This window comes from Spirosoma aerophilum, from assembly GCF_054782495.1.
This window is the reverse complement of the sequence record NZ_BAAGSJ010000036.1, coordinates 91,719-107,721: the sequence shown is the minus strand read 5'-3', so window position 1 is coordinate 107,721 and position 16,003 is coordinate 91,719. Positions and strand designations below refer to the sequence as shown.

General features: G+C 50.3%; 9 protein-coding genes. 4 read left to right on the top strand and 5 right to left on the bottom strand.

All coding sequences use genetic code 11. The features are described from left to right. The first annotated feature begins 23 nt into the window (after positions 1-23). From pdxA to ACYVK4_RS28300, 3 genes are all read left to right on the top strand, one after another. Positions 24-1,883, top strand: a complete 1,860-nt coding sequence (pdxA, locus tag ACYVK4_RS28310; RefSeq protein ID WP_461130944.1) for a 4-hydroxythreonine-4-phosphate dehydrogenase PdxA — start codon at positions 24-26, stop codon at positions 1,881-1,883. Between the two features lie 111 nt (positions 1,884-1,994). After that, a complete protein-coding gene (locus ACYVK4_RS28305) occupies positions 1,995-2,882 on the top strand; it encodes a YicC/YloC family endoribonuclease (RefSeq protein WP_461130943.1) in 888 nt (295 codons plus the stop codon). A 5-nt stretch (positions 2,883-2,887) separates the two neighbouring features. After that, positions 2,888-3,526, top strand: coding sequence for a DNA-3-methyladenine glycosylase (locus ACYVK4_RS28300; RefSeq protein WP_461130942.1), 639 nt, complete (start codon positions 2,888-2,890; stop codon positions 3,524-3,526). 20 nt (positions 3,527-3,546) lie between these two features. On the opposite strand, the gene ACYVK4_RS28295 is transcribed toward ACYVK4_RS28300, so the two are convergent. Continuing rightward, positions 3,547-7,752, bottom strand: coding sequence for a PAS domain S-box protein (locus tag ACYVK4_RS28295; protein WP_461130941.1), 4,206 nt, complete (start codon positions 7,750-7,752; stop codon positions 3,547-3,549). Positions 7,753-8,239: 487 nt separating this feature from the next. On the opposite strand from ACYVK4_RS28295, the gene ACYVK4_RS28290 reads away from it, so the two are divergent. Next, positions 8,240-9,052: a LytTR family transcriptional regulator DNA-binding domain-containing protein gene (locus ACYVK4_RS28290; protein ID WP_461130940.1), complete on the top strand. Its 813-nt coding sequence runs from the start codon at positions 8,240-8,242 to the stop codon at positions 9,050-9,052. A 41-nt stretch (positions 9,053-9,093) separates the two neighbouring features. Here the strand turns inward: ACYVK4_RS28290 and ACYVK4_RS28285 are convergent, their stop codons facing one another. The 4 genes from ACYVK4_RS28285 to ACYVK4_RS28270 all read right to left on the bottom strand — a co-directional run bounded on the left by ACYVK4_RS28285 (position 9,094) and on the right by ACYVK4_RS28270 (position 15,862). Further along, on the bottom strand, positions 9,094-11,898 hold the full coding sequence (locus ACYVK4_RS28285) for a PAS domain S-box protein (protein ID WP_461130939.1): 2,805 nt from the start codon (positions 11,896-11,898) through the stop codon (positions 9,094-9,096). 30 nt (positions 11,899-11,928) lie between these two features. After that, on the bottom strand, positions 11,929-13,293 hold the full coding sequence (locus tag ACYVK4_RS28280) for a sigma-54-dependent transcriptional regulator (protein WP_461130938.1): 1,365 nt from the start codon (positions 13,291-13,293) through the stop codon (positions 11,929-11,931). Between the two features lie 249 nt (positions 13,294-13,542). Then, on the bottom strand, positions 13,543-14,640 hold the full coding sequence (locus ACYVK4_RS28275) for a glycosyltransferase family 4 protein (RefSeq protein WP_461130937.1): 1,098 nt from the start codon (positions 14,638-14,640) through the stop codon (positions 13,543-13,545). Positions 14,641-14,653: 13 nt separating this feature from the next. Beyond that, on the bottom strand, positions 14,654-15,862 hold the full coding sequence (locus ACYVK4_RS28270) for a DUF1972 domain-containing protein (protein ID WP_461130936.1): 1,209 nt from the start codon (positions 15,860-15,862) through the stop codon (positions 14,654-14,656). Positions 15,863-16,003 lie beyond the last annotated feature (141 nt).

Sequence of the window (16,003 nt, the reverse complement as noted above, 5' to 3'; positions counted from 1 at the left end):
CTTGGCGAAACTACAAAAAGTACATGGAACAACGCCAATCCGAAGAATCGAACTCCCACCGTACAACACCGTCTGTCCCGGAGAATTCAGACAGTACATCGAAAACCCCACAAGTGGACGAATCAGGATCTACCCCAGACGGACAAGCTGGTGTTAACAAACAGACTGCCCCACAACGCGAACAACGCAATAACGGCCCACGAGAGGGCGGCCCACGTGAGGGCGGCCCACGTGAGGGCGGCCCACGTGAGGGCGGCCCACGTGAGGGTGAGCCGCGCAATGATCGTGACCGAAACCGCGATGGCGGACCACGCGATGGCGCCCCACGAGAGGGCGGACCACGAGAGGGCAGACAAAGAGAGAACGGCCCGCGCGAGGGCGGCCAACGCGATAACAGTCAGCGAGGTGGAAACCCACGGGAAGGCGGACAACGGGAGGGCGGACCACGAGAAGGTGAACCCCGTAACGAGCGCGACCGAAACCGCGATGGCGGACCACGCGATGGCGCCCCACGAGAGGGCGGACAGGGCCAGCGCGATAACCGGCAGCAGCAAAACCGTGTCAATCGTGACGAACGGCCTGCCAATGCGGAGGCTGGCGAGCAGACGACTCCTGCCGGCGACCGCCAGGACCGGGGACAACGGAACAACAACCAGCGCCCTAAAAATCAGCGTGACGGGCAGCCCAATAACGGCCAGCGTCCTCATGAAAACCGCCAGCGCGATGACAACCAGCCGGGCCGCAACCGACCCGCTAACGAAAACCGAAACGGACAACGCGAACCGATCTCCAGCGATCTGGAAACCCGGGCGGGCAATGACCCGACGGCACAGGTGACGGAAACCGGCGGACGCGAAGACCGGCTCGTTATTGGCATTTCACTGGGTGATTATAACGGTATCGGGCCCGAAGTGATCCTGAAAGCCCTGCAATACAACCGGCTCCAGAAAATCTGCACACCCGTCATTTACGGCTCCATGCGTATTCTGAACCGTTATCGCAACTTACTGAACCTGAAAGACTGGAATCTGAACGGCGCTCAGTCGATCGGGCAGATCAGCCATAAGCTTACCAATGTTATTACCTGCTGGCCAGACCAGAATCAGGATATTCAGCCGGGCCAAGTCACAACCGATGCCGGGCAGGCAGCACTGGCCTGTTTACAACGGGCTGTCGACGATTTGAAAGCCGGTAAGCTGGATGCGCTGGTAACGGCTCCGATCAATAAAAATAATATCCAGTCGGAAGAGTTCAAGTTTCCGGGCCATACCGAATACCTGGCGCAGGAATTTGGGGTTCAGGATAACCTGATGTTCCTGGTTAGCCAGACCCTCCGCGTAGGGGTTGTTACGGGTCATGTGCCGCTGGGACGCGTTCGTCAGAACATTACCCGCGAACGCATCGCGCAGAAGCTGACCCTGATGATGCAGTCGCTGAAACAGGATTTTGGCATTGAAAAACCGAAGATCGCGGTGCTGGGGCTGAACCCACACGCCGGCGAAGAGGGGCTGCTGGGTAATGAGGAAAATGAGATCATCAAACCCCTGATTGCCGAATGGCGCAACAAAGGCCAGCTGGTCTTTGGCCCCTACCCCGCCGATGGGTTCTTTGGCACGCGGGCCTATTCAAAGTTCGACGCGGTGCTGGCCATGTATCACGACCAGGGGTTAATTCCGTTCAAAGCCATTGCCTTTGAAGAAGGAGTCAACTTCACGGCGGGTATGCCTGCCGTCCGGACATCGCCCGACCACGGCACCGCCTACGACATTGCGGGGAAAGATCTGGCCGATGAGACATCGATGCTTCAGGCTATCTATACCGCCATCGATGTTGCCCGAAACAGAAAAGAGTTTTTAGAAATAGCAGAAGGAGCCCTGAAGTGAGTGATTGGTTATTGAGTTATTCGGTTCCTGCGTTACGATCCCTAATGCTTAACAACCAATCGCCTGATAACCAATAACCCGATAACCACTAACCAATAACCAGTTCAATACATGCTTAAATCAATGACCGGCTTCGGCAATGCAACGGTAGAGGCTGAAGGCCTGTCGGTAACTGCGGAAGTAAAGACCCTTAATTCAAAGTTTCTGGATATTTACTGCCGAATGCCCCGCCAGTTCTCTGACAAAGAAATTGAGCTTCGTGCGTTGCTGACCCATCAGCTGGAGCGGGGCAAGGTCGAGCTTTCCCTCAACCTGACCCGCACCAACGCCATTCGGCCCGGCGTCACCATCAACCGGCCGCTGGTGGCGGCTTATGTATCGGACCTGAAAGAAACGGCGAATACCATGCTCATGAGCATTCCGGACGGCGACGTTCTTCAGATGGCACTGCAGCAACCTAACGCCTACCTGACCGAATCCACTGACCACACCGCCGACTCGTCGGACTGGGCAACGGTGCTGGAAGCGGTTCAGGAAGCTATTCGCAAGTGCGACGGCTTCCGCAAGCAGGACGGTGCCGTGCTGGAAGGCAAATTCCAGGAATATATCCAGATCATCACTGACCGGCTCGCTGATGTTGAAGAGCAGGATGTTCGCCGGATTCCCGCCGTGCGCGACCGAATGCGTCATTCAGTGCGTGAATTGCTGGACAGTGAATCCTTCGATAACAATCGCTTCGAACAGGAGTTAGTCTATTATGTGGAGAAGTTCGACATCTCGGAAGAGAAAGTCCGGCTCAAGAACCACCTCAGCTATTTTCTGGAAGTGCTGGCAACCGAAGAAGCCAACGGCAAAAAACTGAACTTTATCTCTCAGGAAATTGGTCGCGAGATCAACACCATCGGCTCCAAAGCCAATGACGCAGCGATTCAGCGGTTTGTGGTGCAGATGAAAGATGAGCTGGAGAAAATAAAAGAACAAACGATGAATGTGATTTAGGATCTATGCCTAAGCTTCCGCTGGATTTTTATCAGAACCATGATACAATAACCCTTGCTCAACTGCTGCTCGGCTGCGAACTCGTTCATGAGTCTGCCGCCGACGGCACCACAGCGGGGGTTATTGTTGAAACGGAGGCCTACCTGACCGACGATCCGGCCTGCCATGCCTACCGACGCCAAACCTCGCGCAATGCGGCCATGTTCGGCCCGGCGGGAAGCCTGTATGTGTACCAGATTTACAATCACTACAACTGCATCAATGTCGTAACGGGGCCGGAAGGTGTCGGAGAAGCCGTGCTCATTCGCGCGCTCCAGCCTACCGAAGGAATTGACCTGATGGGGCACCGACGAAATGAAGCCTTTAAAACCGGTTTCGAGCGTTACCGGAACAATACCATCGATCCAACCACTGCCGACGGGGAGCGTAATCTGGCTAATGGGCCGGGGAAGCTTACCATTGCGCTGGGCATAAACCGAAAGGAGCATAACTTTTCGTCGCTGGCCACCGGTGATATCTTTATTCGCGGACCGGTTCTACATGACTTCGACATGGTGACCACAACGCGCATCGGCCTGACGCAGGGCGTTGACCTACCCTACCGGTTTTACATCAACGGCAATAAGTTTGTCAGCAAAAAGTAAGGTCGCTTATTCTCATACGGTTAGCGATAAGCTTCGGTCCGCAGCATCTCTATCAGAAAGATCACCTCTTTTTCCACGCTGGCAGACAGATAGGTGATTCGCTGCGTATCGGTTGGCGCTACCCCTTCGAGTTCACGGGCCAGGTCGGCCAGCCGGGTGAAGTTTACCGTCAATGCCGTTCCTTTCAGCTGGTGAGCCAGGGATTTCAATTCCTGTACGCTACCATTTGTGACTGTGTTCTGAATAGTGGCCGGTACAGTATCCATATACTCCCGCGCCGACTCGACCAACACCTTCACCAACTCCTCGTTATTGCCCATTCGCTCCTTCAATCCGTCGAGATCAAAATGAGCGTTATAATCAACATCGGCAGCCCCTTCATCATCCAGCAGCTTGCCCGTCTGGGCCATCCATTTGCCAATAATTTTTTCCAGTAAAGCAGGCAGAATGGGTTTACTCAGGTAATCATCCATGCCCATTTCCAGGCATTTCTCCCGTTCTCCCTGAACAGTACCGGCAGTGAGGGCAATAATTGGCGTCCGTTTGCCTATTTCAAGTTGACGAATGACTTTGGTGGCTTCATACCCATTGGTAATGGGCATCTGAATATCCATAAAAACAAGATCGGGATGGCCCGACTGAAACTGTTCGATGGCTTCCTGGCCATTTACCGCCTTCAGTAATTTTGCTTTAGGAAGCATCTGTTCCAGAAGCGATGAAGCCAGCAGCATGTTGACCTTATTATCTTCGGCAATCAGAATCGTGAGCGGTTGATGAGCATACACCTCGTCGATGTACTGCCTTTGCGGTTTTTTAATAACATCCGGTACTGCTCTTGGGCGTTTTATCTGGCTCAGCGAATTGTAAAGCTGCCCCAGTTTAACCGGTTTTACCAGCCGCTGAAACACCTGTAGCTCAGCACAGGCCGTCGCTACTTTTTCATCTTCCGATGAACTGTGCAACAGCATAATTGGTAACTGATCGGGCTGAAGTTTTAATTCCTGGCGAATATGCCGAATGGTAGACAGGCCATCGAAGTAAGGCATATGGTAATCCATCAAAACGGCGTCGAAATGCTTACCCGTTTTTAATTTCTCCAATGCCTCAATTCCGCTTTTTACCTGTTCGGTCTGTATGCCTTTCAGGTGCAGCATTGCGGTTAGAATTTGCCGATTGGTCGCGTTATCATCAACGATCAGCACCTGTTTAATATCGTCCAGATTGTCCCATTCCAAAGCCTCTCCCCCCATCGACTGGAAGGCGACATCAAAATAAAACGTACTGCCTTCGCCAATAACGCTGGTTACCTGAAGCTTGCTACCCATCAGCGCCAGCAGTTTATTGGAAATAGCCAGGCCTAGCCCCGTACCCCCAAACCGGCGCGTCGTGGACGCATCCTCCTGGGCAAAGGCATCGAATATTTTTGTTTGATTTTCTGGCCCAATGCCCATTCCCGTATCGCGTACTGAAAACCGGAATCGGGTTTCGCTGGTCGTTAGTGGCTCCAGCAGCTCTACTTTCAACTCAATTTCACCCGACTGCGTAAACTTGACGGCATTGCTCAGCAAATTCACCAGTATTTGCCGAATCCGGATAGGGTCTGTCCAGATAAAACGAGGCACATCAGGCGCAATGTTCAGCAGCATTTCCAGCTCTTTCTGGTGCGCCTGAAATTTTATCATATCCGCAACCTGACCGCCTATTTCCAGCAGATCTGATTTCTCGATGGCTAACTCCAGCTTACCGGCTTCAATTTTGGAGAAGTCAAGTATGTCATTGATGATATCGAGCAGTGAATTAGCTGATTGAAATACCAGCGATAGATAATGCTGTTGGGTACTATCGGTATTCGTTTTGAGAAGCAGATCCGTGAAGCCAATAACCCCATTGAGGGGCGTCCGTATTTCATGACTCATATTGGCCAGAAACTCCGACTTGGCTTTACTGGCGGCTTCGGCCTGTTCTCTGGCCCGCAGCAATTCCTGTTCCGCTTTTTTTCGTTCCGTTATATTCTGAAATGTACCATAAGCCCGAATACACTCGCCATCCACGAGCGTCGCTGCCCCCAGTGCTTTCACCCATATACTGTTGCCCTTGGCCGTCACTATTTCTAACTCAAGATCCCAGGGCGTGCCGTCCTGAACACTCCGGGCAGCGGCTTCTAAAAACGTTTCCCGGCTCTGCCCTTCTTTAAAGAAAGCAACGGCCTCATCCAGTGTTGGGGCATACTCGTCCGACACTTCGTAGATTTCCCGGGTTATGTCGGACCAGTAGAGCTTTTTCTCTCTCCAGTCCACTTCCCAGCCGCCAATTCTGGCCAGTTGATTCGTTTGGGCAAGAATTTCTTTGGTGTGCGTCAGTTCATCTTCGGCACGCTGCCGGTCGGTGATGTCACGGGCAGCCCCGTATATCAGGCTTCCTTCTGTGATGGCCCGCCATTCGATAACCCGGTAGGCCCCATCTTTCCGGCGGTAGCGGTTTGTGAAGTTAAAGACCTTTCCGCCCTGTCCCAGCATTTGCAGCGCAGTCAGCGTTTTCGGCAAGTCGTCCTGATGAACAAATCCGAGAAACTGGCTCCCATTTATCTCTTCGATGGAATAGCCTAAAATAGACTCCCAGGCCTGGTTGACCGTAATGAATTTCCCACTCAGGTCGGCGATACAGAACAGATCGAGTGCGGTGTTAAAAAAAGCTTCCAACTCCTGGGTTTTGGCCCTCAGGGTATCTTCCAGTTGCTTTCGGCTGGTAATATCACGTTCAACGGCAATAAAGTGCGTACAGTTGCCTGCCTCGTCGAAGGCCGGAGTAATGGTAACATCGAGCCAGTACGTACTCCCGTCTTTGGCATAGTTGAGGATAACCTCGGTAACGTCCTTTTTTTCCCGAACGGCCTGCCCCATACGTCGGCTGGCTTCCGGGTCGGTTTGCGGCCCCTTCAGGAAAACACCCGGCCTTCGGCCCAGGACCTCCTCTTTTGTGTAACCCGTCTGCTTCTCAAAGGCGTTGTTTACCCAGGTAATGAACCCATCCGCATTGGTTATAATAATAATATCCGTCGTTTTTGACGCCACCAACGCGAGTTCTTTTAGCTTCTCCTGGTCCAGCTTACGGTCGGTAATGTCGTGGCAGGTAACGGTAACTTCTCGTTTCTTTGGGTCAAAAATGCCTTTTGTAATACTCCACGACCATTGCCCGTTTTTGTGTCGGATGCGGTGTTCGATGGCCGGACTTTGATCTGACACAATGGTCTCCTGTAAGGCAGCAAAGCAGTGCGACACATCGTCGGGATGCACAAAGTCGATAAACGATTTGCCGATGGCTTCACTTAGTTCATAGCCATATAACCGGGTAAAGTTAGGGGCCACATATCGGAGAACTCCCTGCGCATCGATGCTCAACAGCGCGTCGCTCATGTTGGTCAGCATTATAGCCAGATCTTCTTCTATCCTGACCTTATCCGTTACATCATACCCGATACAAAGTAGTTCAGTAATCTGATCGCCAGCCACTGACTCCGCCACAAACTCCCACTGGGTAAAGCGAATACGACCGTCCTTGTGCGGTTTTCGTAGCAGGACCTGATACGATTTTCCAGGATTCTGTATGCAGTTGATAACCGTTTCCCCGCACTTTTGATGATCTTCTTCGAGGACAGATTCCAGCGAGTGAGTCCCTATTATTCTGGACCGCTCAAGACCAAAAGCATGACAGAAATAATCGTTTACAAAGGTGTAACGCCCACTCAAATCAGTTTTAGCCACATAGACCGACTGATTTTCAAGTATGTTTTTATAGAAAACCTTCTCCTGACTGTTGAGATTACTTATATCTGCTTCGCGGACCAGATCATAATGTGCACCGAGCATTCGACTGGGCTTTCCCTGCGCATCCCTAACCACCCAACCCCGGCATTGAACCCGAATAACGGCCTGATCCCGGTGTATATATCTTATTTCCTGTTCGTATTTAAAATCTGGCAGATCGATCCGGTCCAGAATTTCCTCGGTTGCGGCCGGCAGATCGTCCGGATGGATTAATGATGACCAGTTGGGCAGCTCATCAGGCTGGTAGCCTAATCTTGAGCAAAGAGCTGGGTTCAACCACCTATGCTGCGGATTTTCCAAATCCCAGTACCAAAAGCCATCTATGGCAACCTCCTGAATAAAATCAAAAATAGACTCATGATTGCCTATAAGCTCATAGAGTTCTGCTTTCAGCCTTGTCATTAATTTCGTACAGTTACAAGTGGCTATATTATGTAAAAAGCCTGACCTTTTTTACTAGTATATATTTACTACGTATGAAATTCAATATAAATATTCACAAATTTAGTATTAATAAACTCCAAGTTAACACATATTCCATAAAAATACGCTTATTAGAATAACGCTTTACAAATGAGCTTAGTAGTGCCGCCGGGAAGTCTTTGGGTAGGTATGACGAAGAGAACGACTTCTTCTTTTATCGGGACCCACCTCTTCTTAAATTGGTTACCTGCCAAAAGGCTATTGGCCTGATAACTAGAAACTTTCAAAAAAAGCACTTATCAGATACTGGCAGGCGTCTCATAGCCTTTCTATTCGGAATTAAAAACTAACCAAATACATGGTTTTAAGTTAACCCTTTACCGATTCCCTATTAATCCGATATAAATACAGTATAAACATACTAATCTTACAAAAGAGAGCCTCTTTCTCTTAACGTAATCGTATCATGAGCGTTATCAAACCTGCCCTACAGTATCCGGAACTCATCACTCATTTGTTGGGAGCTAATAATTATAGCTGGCTTCATTTTCGAAATGGTGAAAAAAAACTGCTGGCTAAACCCATTAGCTACCTGGAGTGTGAGTTACCTGGTTTTATCCGGGCACATAAAACTGTTCTTATCAATCCTGCTTACGTAAAGAGCCTGCATCAGCCCCCACGGCAAAAAATGGCGGGCGAAATTCAGCTCGAAAGTGGTGTCACCTTTCCGGTGAGCCGTCGGCGCTGGAATCAGGTGGTCGATGCGCTGGCCGACCGTCTTTCGCCCGTGATGGATAAAACAACTGCCCCCCAGCCCACGGTAACGCTTACGCAGGCGACAGCCGAGCCAGTGAGTGGGCCAAAGCAGTCGATTCTGTTAGTTACTGATGATGAGCCCAATGCACTGCTGGTTGCGCAAATGATGGAGAAGAAATGGCCATCCTACCAGTTCCACAGTATGCAGCAGGGCAAGCATTTACCCGACCTGTTTAACCAGGTTACCGAAGACGAGTTTCCGGCCTTGCTGCTGCTGGATGCACGAACCTCTACGCTGGAACGTTTGCAGACACTTCAGCACCTCAAACAGCATCCGCATCTCTGCCGGCTTCCGATCATCTTACTGGTGTCGCCAACCGACAGTTTAGTGACGGATGGCTACCGCCGTCAGGCGAATTCTGTCATTTCCTTACAGGATGGGTATATAGCGTTCACCCAGGCTATTGAACGCGTTTGCCGGTTCTGGCTTCAAACAGCCGCCTTGCCCGGCCTAGGCAACTAATGTACGAATCCTATCCTGACTAGTAAAAGCCTTTGCTGCTATTAGTCAGGATATAACGTCTGCATATCCGCAACGACCTCGCCGATTGTCTTCTCAAATGCCAGGATGAGCCCCGCCAGTTCGGTCGATTTTTGGCCTTCTTTCGCCAGATGTTCAATCTGCCGGATAGCCTCTTTCTGCTGGTAGATGCCCAGACTTTCAATCGACGGCTTGATTCGATGGGCCAGGTATTTTACTTTTTCAAAGTCTTCCGCTTCATAGGCCGTTCTGATCTGCGAGGCTACCGCAGGCGTTTCCGAACAAAACAGGCTAATCATTTTTTGAATGAAGTCCTGATTCCCCTGGCTGATTGTTTCTAACATTGACAGATCATACAGGGCATGGGCTCGTGTAGTCGTCGGTTTTTCAACAACCGTATCGACACAATTCAACCATTTTACCAATTGGTCAATGAGTTCTTTTTCGTCGAACGGCTTAGCCAGAAAATCATCCATGCCCGCCTTGAAACATTCTTCTTTGTCACTACGAATGGCACTGGCCGTCAGCGCAATAATGGGTATCGACGGGCTGATCTCACGCCGAATGATCCGGGTAGCTTCCAGCCCGTCCATAATGGGCATCTGAACATCCATCAGCACGAGATCAAAGGAACCACCCCGTAATACGTCCAGTGCATCGACGCCGTTATCTACTTCGGTTAGATCAACCCCAAACGGATCAAGAATCATTCGGACAACCAGCCGATTCATCGTGTTATCCTCCACCAGCAAGATGCGTTTCGACTTCAGGACCCGATCATGCTGCGTTTCCTGCTTCGGTATCACCAGATTCGTGTTCGAACCAATCGGAAAGCTTACATGAACGTATACCGATGTGCCCTGATTTTTCTGGCTCTCAACCCTGATGGTTCCGCCCATCAGGTCGACCAGTTGTTTGGTAATGCTCATGCCAAGGCCGGTGCCGCCATACCGCCGGCCAATACTTTCATCTTCCTGAGTAAACTTGGTGAACAGGCTTTCCTGAAAGCCTGGATCTATACCAATACCCGTATCTGAAACCGTTATGTCGACCTCCTGACGAGCACCGTGCGTTGCACATTTACACTGCACAATGATGCTTCCCTCTTCGGTAAACTTAATGGCATTGCCAAGCAGGTTCAGCAGAATCTGATTCAGTCGATATGGATCGCCAAGCAGTACGGGCGCCAGGTTCGGATCAACGTTTGCCGACAGGCGAAGCCCTTTCTTATCCGCGTTTTGTGCCATCACCAGTACGGCCTGCTGAATTAGTTCGGGCATGTTAAACCCGATGTGCTCCAGCGAAAGCTCCCCGGCTTCTATTTTCGAGAAATCCAGTATATCGTTTATAATGACCAACAGATTGCTGGCGGCCTTATTGATCATACTGAGATAAAAATGCTGCTGATCGGTCAGGACCGTTTTGGTAAGCTGCTGACCAAGGTTCAGAATGGCATTCATGGGGGTGCGGATCTCATGGCTCATATTCGCCAGAAACAGTTCTTTAGCCCGCGATGAATCCTCGGCCCCCTGTTTGGCAATCCGCAGTTCGGATTCCAGTTGCTTCTGTTTGGTAATGTCCAGATGGATACCCGTCGACCCGATAACATCTCCGGTTTCTGAATACAAAGGCGCCCCGCTGATCAACCACCACATGGCGTCGCCCCGTTTATTCTTTACGGCTACCTCATACGCATCAATAGTACCCGATAGCCGACTGTCATTCTTCTCTTTCATGAACTCGACGTTCTGGCCTTTGAGTAGAATATCGATGGCGATATGGCCAACCAGTTCATCGGGTTCGTACCCACTCATGGTACAAAAGCTCTGGTTCGTGTAAACGATACGGTCGTCAAGATCCACCTCGATCAACCCCAGATTCATATTTTCGATAATACGCTGGAACTTCTCACGCTGCCGGAGTGAGACCTCCTGCGCCCGTTTTCGGGTGGTAATGTCAATGTATTTCCACAAGTGCCCGGAATAAACATTGTCCATGAAGATTGGGACATAATCCCGCTCAAAAATACGCCCGTCGGCCAGCTCCAGCTCTTCGCCGGTAACCGCTTTTTGATCGGCCAGCAGTTTGTTGACCCCCGCCACAAACTTCTCCGGATCTTTAAAGAAGTTCTTGCTTTGCTCAGCCATACCCGAGCAATCCATACCCTTCATCTGATCGGGTGTTGCAGGAATGGAAAAGAGGTCGCAGAAGTGCTGATTGACCAGTACGATGGCCCGCTCCTCATCTTCGAACAGAATACCATCCTGCAGACTGGCGATAAGATTTGCCTGGCGGTTCGCATTTTTCCGCAACGCATCTTCGATAAATTTCTGATGCGTAATGTCGGTCATGGTCCCAATCACCAGCAGGGGTTTACCATCATCCGAATAATTGAAAAGACGCCCGCGATCGAGAAAGAACTTGTAGGAACCATCTTTACAACGAAGTCGATAGGCGGTTGAGTGGCTTTGGCGACGTCCGGATTTGTACTCGTCTATTTCATAGGTAACACCCAGATCAATGTCCTGCGGATGCACCAGGCTTTTCCATCCCTGAATGGTATCGGGTAATTCATCGCCCGAATAACCCAGAATTTCCAGAACCCGGGTCGAGCGAGCCACCTTTCCGGTTTGCAGGTTATATTCCCAGATTACATCGCCAACCCCTTCCATGGCAAACGTCCATCGCTGTTCAGCCTGGGCTATTGCCATTTGCTGTTGGCGTACAGTCTCTTCCAACTGCTGCTTTTCCTGCCGCAGCCGTTCATTTTCCAGCCTCAAATCAGATGGCGACTGAGCGGGTGATGGGAAAGTAGACGATGTTTCCATTCAAAATTCCGTTTCTTGAAACCGTCAGATTCAGGATAGCGACAGTTCGTTATTCTGAATCATTTTGTAAATCGTCGATTTGCCAACATCCAGCTTCTCGGCCACCAGTACTACATTGTTATCGTGTTTCTTCAGATAGGACTTAATAATCTGAATGGTATAATCACGAAGCGTTTTCTCTTCCGCATCGGCAATCAGATGCTCTGTTTCGGAAGCCAGCAGCACATCATCGGGTTTAATATCTACGCCATCGCACATAACCGCGGCCAGTTGCATGACCGCTTTCAGTTCACGTACATTACCGGGGAAATTGTAACGCAGTAGTTTTTCCGTGGCCATTGATGAAATGGACATGGCAGGCAACCGGTTTTCCTGACAGAATTCATCCAGGAAAAAGCGGGCCAGCAGCATAATATCGCTTACCCGTTCGCGAAGGGGCGGCAGGTCGATCGGGAGGCCCATAAGCCGGTAATATAAATCTTCGCGAAAACGCCCCTGCCGGACTTCATCCAGCAAATTCTTGTGCGAAGCAATCACCAGCCTCAGGTCGAGGGTTGTCTTTTCTGTGCCGCCTACCCGCGTCAGCTCCCGTTCCTGCAATACGCGCAGGAGCTTGCTTTGTAAGGCCAGGTCTAGTTCAGCAATCTCATCCAGAAATAGTGTCCCTTTATTCGCTTCTTCAAAACGGCCGACTTTCCGGCTTATGGCACCCGTAAAAGCTCCTTTTTCGTGGCCAAACAACTCGCTTTCCAGTAACTCGTGCGGAATAGCCGCCATGTTAACGGCAACAAACGGTTTTTTCCGGCGGTCGGAATGATAATGGATAGCCTTGGCTACCAGTTCCTTTCCGGTTCCGGTCTCCCCCGTTATCGACACATTGATATTTGTTCGGGCCGCTTTTTCAATAAGTGAAAATACTTTCCGGATAGCCGGGCTGGCACCCTTGATAATCGAGCCGAATTCGTATCGCTGTCCCAGTTCCTCCCGCAGTTGAGCAATTTCCTGCTTCAGATTCTGATTTTCCCGAATTTTAAGGATGGCGTTCCAAAGCAAGTCCTTGGTGCGGTCATCTTTCACAAAATAGTCCTGAACCCCGGCCTGAAGCAAACCAACAGCGGTTTCAACATCTTTTTGTCCACTTATGACAATGACGGGTGTATCGGGTGCCTGCTCATGAATACGGCGAAAGAGATCCGCTCCGTTCGTATCGGGCAACGAATAATCAATGGTGACCAGATGAGGCCGATAGGTATCCAGATTTTTTAAGCATTCCTCGCCCGTAGTAAACCGATAAAGTTCGTAGTCTGGATTCAGGGACAAGTGATATTTAAGAACTTCACCATACCAGGGGTCGTCCTCAATAATAAAGATACGGTAGATACTGGACTGGGTCATTGTACGATGTTGCTTACTGCTAAATAGTTTTTCTTCCGTTAAATTATATTTTTTAGCTAAGTTCTCAATATTTAGTAACCAATCAAGACTAAAAAGTCCGTTAATAGCGCTCATAATTTCAGAGCCTCTATCACGATAATTAAAACGGCGTTAGATTAAGTATACGAAATTTATTAACAAATTTAATATACTTAATGCAAAAAACTATAAATAACTAGTATTCAATTGGTCATATATACATACCAATAGCTACCTTACCTCCATTTTCTTGATTAGACGGTAACTTTTCAGAAACGAGTAACTAAGCTGGACCATGGCGGTATAGGCAACAATAAAGGCAGCCTGCAGGAAAAGTATAGTGGAAATACTCCAGATAAGGGATGCCCCCAACGACAGGCCAATCAGGCAAACATGAGCCCCGGCAATACGCAGTGTTATTTGCGAATGAGCAAATCGATGCTTCAGTAACCAGTGGTGCATGTGGTTTTTATCGGCGGAGAAGGGCGATGCACCCTTACTGATCCGGGTACCGAATACCCGAAGGGCATCCATGATCGGGATCATACAGCTCGCCATCACCAACACCACGATCTGGGGCGCATACGGCCGGAAAAGAGATTGCTGATACGTCTGCTCCACAAGCACAATACCCACGGCCGCGATCAGGAACCCCAGCGCAACGGATCCCCCATCGCCCATAAATAAGCGGGCAGGTCGCCAGTTAAATTTCAAAAAGGCCAATAGCGCCCCCGTCAGCGGCAGCAGCAGACAAAGCCATTGCTCCTGCCAGATGAATACCAATAGAAAACTCAATAGCAGGCAGTTAACAAGTGCCAGACTGCCCGCCAGCCCGTCGATACCGTCAATCAGATTAAAGGCGTTCGCCATACCGGTCAGGATTAGTACCGTTAGCCCATACTGGAAAAACAGAGGAATATCCGTGATCCCGAAAACGCCGTGCAGCGAACTCAGGCGAATGCCATGCTGTGCCACGGCAAACGCGCAACCCACTTGAATGAGCAGACGAACCAATGCCGGCATATTCAGGCGATCATCGACCACCCCCGTTACCGACAACACCAGCAACGCCAGCGTTAACGTGGTATACTGACGAAAAAGTACCTGCAGGGGCGGGTAAACAAGCGTAGTAGCCACGAGGGCCAGCGCCATGGTTAATCCCCCAATAGCCGGAATGAGTTGATGGTGAACTTTGCGGCTGTTAGGCTTATCGACCAGCCCAAGCGCCGGACTCAGTCGAATAAGCAGCGGCAGTAAAAGGAAGCAGCTAAGAAAAGCAACCGCGAAGCCAAACAAGAGACTCGCAAGCGTGTAAAGGTCTTGATTCATGGGTTCTTAGGTATTATTCGTAGAAGTATACGGGAGCTTGTAAATGAGCCAGCTCGGATTGGAGGAGGTGGTCGGTCGACAGGCGGGAGCCAGCTGCTGACCGGAGAGTGCTTTTGGCGGGCGATTCAATCACTTTCCGAATCAGAAAGGCGTACTTCTGCGCAATAACCGACCAGGTATACCGGCGGTGCGCTATGGCTTTTAATACGGCCCCCTGCTGCTTCAACTCCGCAACAGCCGTCAGCTGAATGTGACGGACCAGTTCATCGGAGGTCTTAAAAAACAAGGCTTTCCCCTCCGTTGTCGTTCGATTGTAGTTGACATCGAACGCAATTACCGGAAGGCCCAGATACATCGCTTCGACCAACGACGGGTTGGTACCTCCGGCGCTGTGCCCATGCACATACACCAGGCAATTGCTCCGCAGCAGATCAAGCTGACGCTGGTCGTAGATCGGGTCGAGCAGCAGGAGATTCTGATGCTGCTTATGGCGCTCACGAAGCGCCAGACCGTATTCGCTGTTCTGCCAGTTGCCGACCAGCACCAGCGTATGTTTCGGCAACTGGGCAAAAGCCTCCAGCAGCATGTGAATGTTGTTTTCCGGTTCGATCCGGCAAACGGTGAAAGCATAGGGCCTGGCCAGAAACGGATACTGTTCCCGATCGGCCGGGGTGGGTGCAACGGCCAGGGTGTGGTCGGCGCCGTACTCAATGATGTGGCTCAGCGTTTTATACCGAATCGCGGTGTAGTTCTGAATGGATTCGTTATCCGAAATATCCGCATGCGAGTAGCGAACAGCCAGCCACTCGGCTCCCCACAGATACCATTTCGCCAGCTTACTCCATTTGTTACGTTTCCATTCAATGCCGTCGATCGAAATAATAATTTTTTTGCGGGTAAACCACCGCACAAAGGGCAACATAATTCCGCCACTAACGCCCAGAATCAGCAGCACATCGGCATAGAACAGGGCGTGCAGAATGCTGACACAATCGTAGACTATGCTTTGTAATCCATTGGCATCGAAGGGCAGATAAATAAGGCGGGCGTTTCTGTAATGGGTTTGCCGTTGTGCCGGACTGTACTTTTTCGTGGTACAGTACACGGATATATTTACCTCATTTTCCAGGCGCTCAACCAGGTGTTCGGCCAGGGTTTCAAAACCACCATACTTAGCGGGTATTCCCACCGTTCCGATAATTGCAATGTTTGTCTTGTTCATACTATTGTCTATTTCTATATAGACCAATAGCCCGAAACGTGCCAAACTCCCAAATGTAGGCTAACTGCCTAATTTTGACGATTTAACGAACCCGACTTTCCTGATTCTGGAAACTTTTTCCATTCTGTACAATACCAGTGG

Coding starts and splice junctions, on each gene's coding strand:
- ACYVK4_RS28275 (WP_461130937.1), bottom strand. CDS start 14,640: ATGAATCAAGACCTTTACACGCTTGCGAGTCTCTTGTTTGGCTTCGCG.
- ACYVK4_RS28280 (WP_461130938.1), bottom strand. CDS start 13,293: ATGACCCAGTCCAGTATCTACCGTATCTTTATTATTGAGGACGACCCC.
- ACYVK4_RS28295 (WP_461130941.1), bottom strand. CDS start 7,752: ATGACAAGGCTGAAAGCAGAACTCTATGAGCTTATAGGCAATCATGAG.
- ACYVK4_RS28270 (WP_461130936.1), bottom strand. CDS start 15,862: ATGAACAAGACAAACATTGCAATTATCGGAACGGTGGGAATACCCGCT.
- ACYVK4_RS28305 (WP_461130943.1), top strand. CDS start 1,995: ATGCTTAAATCAATGACCGGCTTCGGCAATGCAACGGTAGAGGCTGAA.
- ACYVK4_RS28300 (WP_461130942.1), top strand. CDS start 2,888: ATGCCTAAGCTTCCGCTGGATTTTTATCAGAACCATGATACAATAACC.
- ACYVK4_RS28285 (WP_461130939.1), bottom strand. CDS start 11,898: ATGGAAACATCGTCTACTTTCCCATCACCCGCTCAGTCGCCATCTGAT.
- ACYVK4_RS28290 (WP_461130940.1), top strand. CDS start 8,240: ATGAGCGTTATCAAACCTGCCCTACAGTATCCGGAACTCATCACTCAT.
- pdxA (WP_461130944.1), top strand. CDS start 24: ATGGAACAACGCCAATCCGAAGAATCGAACTCCCACCGTACAACACCG.